This is a genomic window from Mycolicibacterium septicum DSM 44393, assembly GCF_000455325.1.
Lineage (GTDB): Bacteria > Actinomycetota > Actinomycetes > Mycobacteriales > Mycobacteriaceae > Mycobacterium > Mycobacterium septicum.
Genome location: NZ_HG322951.1, coordinates 1,242,797 through 1,247,246, shown reverse-complemented (window position 1 = coordinate 1,247,246; position 4,450 = coordinate 1,242,797). Strand labels below are relative to the sequence as shown.

Here is a 4,450-nt window from a genome sequence, read left to right as displayed (position 1 = left end):
GATGTCCGACGAACTGCTCGGCTCCGAGGACCCGGCCGAACGGGCGACCGCAGTGCGGATCGCGGCCAGTGTCGCCATGCACGACGGCGGCGCGGCCCAGGCCGCCGACCTGTTCCGGTGGCTCGGCCCGTACCCGGACGTCCTGGTCAGTTCGGCGAGCACGACCGCCTTCCTCGCGGCGGGTGACGGCGAGGCCGCGCGGGCGTTGGCGAGTACCGAGGCGGTCGGGCCGCCCACCTCGACGGCACGGGCGGCCCGCAGCCTCGCCGAAGGTCTGGTGCTGTCACTGGATCAGCCGTTCGCGGTGACCGTGGCCCGGTTGGGGCAGGCCGTCACATCCGAGTATCAGGCCGGCGGCGTCGCCCCCGATACCCCGGCCGCGTTGGTGACGCTCGCGGCGCTCCACGGTGGCGATTCCGTGCGGGCACGAAGTGTGATCAGCCGAGCGGTCCGGGCCGGCGCGGCGGGTGACGAAGTTTTCAGTGCGGCTCGACACCGCCTGCTGCTGGGCTGGGTGAAGATGCAGGACGGTCAACTCGGCGCGGCCGGTGCCGACGCAGCCGCCGCCGAATCGGGCGATGATCTGCACCGGCGCGACGCCTTGTGGGCGGCCGCGCTGCGTACCGCGATCGCCCGACGCAGCGGGGACAGCGGCGCGGTGCAGAAGCACTGGTACGCGGCCGTGGAGGTGCTCGCCGAGTATTCGATCGACCTGTTCTCTCTGCTGCCGCTGGGTGAGCTGTGGGTGGCCGGCGCCCGCATGCGTCAGGTCGACCGGCTGGAACACACGCTGTCCGAGGCATGGGACCTGCTTGCAGCGCTCGGCAACCCGGTGCTGTGGTCGGTGCCGCTGCACTGGGCCGGCGTGCATGCCGGGATTCTGGCCAACTCCCCCGGAGCTGTGGCCCCACATGGTCAGGCCCTGACCGCTGCCGCCGGACAGAGCGCCTTCGCCCGGGCACTGGCCAACGGTGGGCGCACCTGGTTGCGGGTGCTGGCCAACCACGTCGACATCGATGAGGTCACGGCTGCGGCGCGGGCGCTGTCTCAGTTCGGCCTGACCTGGGATGGCACCCGGCTGGCGAGCCAGGCCGCGCTGCAGACCCCGGACGCGCGAGTGTCCCAGGCGATGCTGCAACTGGCCCGCGACCTCAAGCAGACCAGTGCGGTCGAGGAGGTCGAGGTCGCCTCAGTGGCGTCCACATCCCCGGCGGCCGCACCCGCCACGCCCGCGCAGGGGCGGGCGTCGACCAAGTTGTCCGACCGCGAGCGCGAGGTGGCCGAACTGCTGCTGCTCGGGATGCCCTACCGCGATATCGGCAGTCAGCTGTTCATCTCGGCGAAGACCGTCGAGCATCACGTGGCCCGGATCCGGCGGCGTCTCGGCGCCGAGTCGCGCACCGAGATGTTGTCCATGTTGCGGGCGATGCTGGCGCCGCAGGGCTGAGAGCTGTACCACAGTCCGCTCCAAGTTAGGTAAGCCTCGGTAGCGGCAAGAAACACGTAAATGTCACTATGAGCTGAAGGAAGCTAAGTTACCGACGGGTAACTAGGCCTAAGTTACCGTCGGGTAACTCGCGAAATGGAGGCGTTTCTGTGGAGAGTCTCGAACACACCCTGACTCTGTCACGGCTGATTATCGGTCTGCTCGCCACGCTCGTAGTGCTGGCGTTCGCCGGCAAGCGCGTGCTGTGGCTGACCAAGCTGATCAGCTCCGGGCAGACGGTAGGCGATGAGCGTGGCCGCAAGGACCATCTGGTCGAGCGCTTCCTCAACCAGAACAAGGAAGTCTTCGCCCAGTCGAAGCTGCTGAAGTGGTCGATCCCCGGTATCGCGCACTTCTTCACGATGTGGGGCTTCTTCGTCCTCGCCACGGTGTACCTCGAGGCCTACGGGGTGCTGTTCAACCCCGAGTTCCACATCCCGTTCGTCGGCCGCTGGGCCGTGCTGGGCTTCCTGCAGGACTTCTTCGCCGTCGCCGTGCTGGCCGGCATCATCGTCTTCGCGATCATCCGCATCCGTAAGAACCCCGAGCAGCTGGGCCGCGAGTCCCGCTTCTACGGCTCGCACAACGGCGGCGCCTGGACGATCCTGATCATGATCTTCCTGGTCATCGCGACCTACGCGGTGTTCCGTGGTGCGGCCGTCAACGTGCTGGGCGAGAACTTCCCGTACCAGTCCGGCGCCTTCTTCTCCGACGGTATGGCCGCGCTGCTGGCCCCGCTGGGGCACACCGCCAACGTGTGGCTGGAGAGCATCGCATTGCTCGCCCACCTCGGCGTCATGCTGGCCTTCCTGCTGATCGTGCTGCACTCCAAGCACCTGCACATCGGCCTGGCCCCGATCAACGTCACCTTCAAGCGCCTGCCCAACGGCCTCGGCCCGCTGCTGCCGATGGAATACAAGGGCGAGCTGATCGACTTCGAAGATCCCTCCGAGGATGCGGTGTTCGGCAAGGGCCGGATCGAGGACTTCACCTGGAAGGCCAACCTCGACATGGCGACCTGTACCGAGTGCGGTCGGTGCCAGTCGCAGTGCCCGGCCTGGAACACCGGTAAGCCGCTGTCCCCCAAGCTCGTGATGATGAACCTGCGCGACCACCTGTTCGCGAAGGCTCCGTACATCATCGAAGGCAAGCCGATGCCCGAGGAAGGCTCGGTCGACTTCGCCGCGCTGGGCGACAGCCTGCACGGACACGGGGTGCCCGAAGACGGCTTCGCACGCATCGAGGGTTCGGGCCCCGAGCAGGCGCTGCGCCCGCTGGTCGGAACGGCCGAGCAGGGCGGCGTCATCGACCCCGACGTGCTGTGGTCCTGCACCAACTGTGGCGCCTGCGTCGAGCAGTGCCCGGTCGACATCGAGCACATCGACCACATCGTCGACATGCGCCGCTACCAGGTCATGGTCGAGTCGGAGTTCCCCGGTGAGCTCGGCGTGCTGTTCAAGAACCTGGAGCTCAAGGGCAACCCCTGGGGCCAGAACGCCAAGGACCGCACCAACTGGATCGACGAGGTCGACTTCGACGTCCCGGTCTACGGCGAGGACGTGGAGAGCTTCGACGGCTTCGAGTACCTGTTCTGGGTCGGCTGCGCCGGCGCCTACGAGGACCGCGCCAAGAAGACCACCAAGGCCGTCGCCGAACTGCTGGCGGCCTCGGGCGTGAAGTTCCTGGTGCTGGGCACCGGTGAGACGTGTACGGGTGACTCGGCTCGCCGCTCCGGCAACGAGTTCCTGTTCCAGCAGTTGGCCGCGCAGAACGTCGAGACCATCAACGAGCTGTTCGAGGGTGTCGAGACGGTCGACCGCAAGATCGTGGTCACCTGCCCGCACTGCTTCAACACGATCGGCCGCGAGTACCCGCAGCTGGGCGCCAACTACACCGTGGTGCACCACACGCAGCTGCTCAACCGGCTGGTCCGGGACAAGAAGCTGGTGCCGGTCAAGTCCACCGGCGGCCCCGAGGTCACCTACCACGATCCGTGCTTCCTGGGTCGTCACAACAAGGTCTACGAGGCTCCGCGTGAGCTGGTCGAGGCCTCCGGCGTGACGCTGAAGGAAATGCCCCGCCACGCCGACCGTGGCCTGTGCTGTGGTGCCGGTGGCGCGCGGATGTGGATGGAAGAGCACATCGGCAAGCGCGTGAACGTCGAGCGGACCGAAGAGGCGATGGACACCGCCTCGACCATCGCGACCGGTTGCCCGTTCTGCCGCGTGATGATCACCGACGGTGTCGACGACGTGGCCGCTTCTCGCAACGTCGAGAAGGCCGAAGTGCTCGACGTGGCCCAGCTGCTGCTGAACTCGCTGGACAAGAGCGCCGTCACGCTGCCCGAAAAGGGCACGGCGGCCAAGGAATCCGAGAAGCGGGCCGAGGCACGCGCCGAGGTCGAGGCCAAGGCCGAAGCCGCGGCGGCGGCTGCCGCACCGGCGGTCGAGGAAGCTGTCGAAGAGGCACCGGAAGCGGCCACCACTGCCGAAGCCAAGCCGGTGACCGGTTTGGGCATGGCGGGCGCCGCCAAGCGCCCCGGTGCCAAGAAGGCGGCCCCGGCCGCCGAGGCCTCAGCCGCCCCGGCTGCGGCAGCGGCCCCGGTCAAGGGCCTGGGTATGGCCGGCGGCGCGAAGCGTCCCGGTGCCAAGAAGACTGCGGCTCCGGCCGCCGAAGCTGCCCCGGCCGCCGAGGCTCCCGCCGCACCGGCTGCTCCGGTCAAGGGCCTGGGCATCGCCGGCGGCGCGAAGCGTCCTGGTGCCAAGAAGGCCGCGGCTCCCGCGGCCGAGGCCGCTCCGGCCGCCGAGGCTCCTGCCGCTCCGGCTGCACCTGCGGCACCGGTCAAGGGTCTGGGCATGGCGGCCGGCGCGAAGCGTCCTGGCGCCAAGAAGGCCGCGGCTCCCGCAGCCGAGGCCGCACCCGCGGCTCCTGCTGCTGAGGCTCCTGCTGCTGAGGCACCTGCCG

2 protein-coding genes are annotated in these 4,450 nt (G+C 68.7%); both read left to right on the top strand.

Translation table 11 applies throughout. The features are described 5' to 3' along the window. Positions 1–1,447, top strand: a 1,447-nt coding sequence (gene iniR / locus TX88_RS05690; RefSeq protein WP_044515294.1) for an isoniazid response ATPase/transcriptional regulator IniR, incomplete at its 5' end; no start/stop codon positions are given. 149 nt (positions 1,448–1,596) lie between these two features. Next, positions 1,597–4,450: heterodisulfide reductase-related iron-sulfur binding cluster (locus tag TX88_RS05685; RefSeq protein WP_084621821.1), on the top strand; the 2,854-nt coding region annotated here is incomplete at its 3' end.